Genomic DNA, 1,333 nt, shown 5'->3' with positions numbered 1-1,333 from the left:
GGTCGTCGCCGCGTGGGAGAATTGCGGATCGCGCTCGATCAGCGCGATCGAGCCGGTAAAGCCCTCCTCGCGCAGGTAATAGGCGACCGAGGACCCGACGATGGCCCCGCCGATGATGACGATGTCGTAGCGCATTTTTTCTCCGATCCAGAGCAATTCCACTGCCCGGAATTGCGTAGAAAGCCGCCGCGTCTTCACGCAACCGGCAGATCGATCTCGAAGCGCGTGCCGCGCTCGGAGTCAACCAGCCTGATCGTGCCATCATGCGCTTTCAGGAGGGCCAGCACGATGCCGAGCCCCATGCCGGTGCCGCCGGACTCGCGCCTTGTGGTGAAGAACGGCTCGAAGATCCTGGCGCGGTTGGCGGCCGAGATACCGTCGCCATCGTCGCCGATCCGGACCGACGCGCGCTCGCCGCCGGCCGAGGCGTGGATCGCCACCTGCCGGGCGCCGTGCCTCGCCGAATTGTCGATGAGATTGGCAAGCACGATGCCGAGATTCTCGGCCGAGATGCCGAGCCTGATATCGCCGCCGCCTTCAAGCCGCGCCTCCAGCCTTGTGTCGATCGGCAAGGATGCCAACGCCGCGTGAAGCGTCGTGCTTTCGCCGCTCGGTTCCAGGTTTTCGGCGCGCGCCAGGTCGAGCAGCCGCCGCACCAGGAGATTGAGCCGTCCGGCATCGGTGACGATGTTGTTGGAGAAACGCTTGCGCTCGGCCTCGTCCATCGCGCCGCCGGAATCCCTGAGCAGCTCCGCCGCGCCCTGGATCGCCGTCAGCGGCGATTTCAGCTCATGCGAGACATGGGTGGCGAAGGTCTGGATCGAGTCGGAGCGCGCCTGCAGTTTTTGCGCCATGTCGAGGAAGGCGGCCGACAGCGCCGCCATCTCGCGCGTGCCGTGATGGGCGAGCGGCCTGATCGCGTCACGGTCGCCGGCGGCGATGCGCTTCGTGCGATCGATCAGCGCGTAGATCGGCCGGCTGACGGTGCGGATGAACACCAGTGCGATCAGAAGCGTGCCGCCGACGATGGTGATCGCCGCCAACGTCACCTTGCCGCGCTCGCCATAGAGGTGCTTGACGATGTTGTTCGGCGTCCGCGACAGATAGACGACGCCCGCGACCCGGCCATCGAGCTCGACCGGCATGGCGACGAAGACGCGCACCCTGGTGCCGCGGCTGACCGAATAGAGCGGCGGCGCCGGCTGGTCGGGGATACGCAGGCGCAGTTCGCTGGCATAGGCGCCGGAAAGCGCGGTCCGCACCTCCTCGACATCGCCAAGCGACCGGCCGACCTCGTCGCCGCCGGCAATCACCACGCCGTGCGAATCGAGCA

At 67.0% G+C, this 1,333-nt stretch carries 2 protein-coding genes; both read right to left on the bottom strand.

Annotation, left to right across the window (positions count from 1 at the left end):
* Positions 1 to 135: FAD-dependent oxidoreductase (locus tag EOD07_RS34605; protein ID WP_164772850.1), on the bottom strand; the 135-nt coding region annotated here is incomplete at its 3' end.
* A gap of 59 nt (positions 136 to 194) precedes the next feature.
* Positions 195 to 1,333, bottom strand: a 1,139-nt coding sequence (locus EOD07_RS34600) for a HAMP domain-containing sensor histidine kinase (protein WP_164772849.1), incomplete at its 5' end; no start/stop codon positions are given.

Source organism: Mesorhizobium sp. M2C.T.Ca.TU.002.02.1.1 (assembly GCF_003997225.1).
Note: the sequence above shows the minus strand (reverse complement) of the source record. Positions and strands in the feature narration are given on the sequence as shown.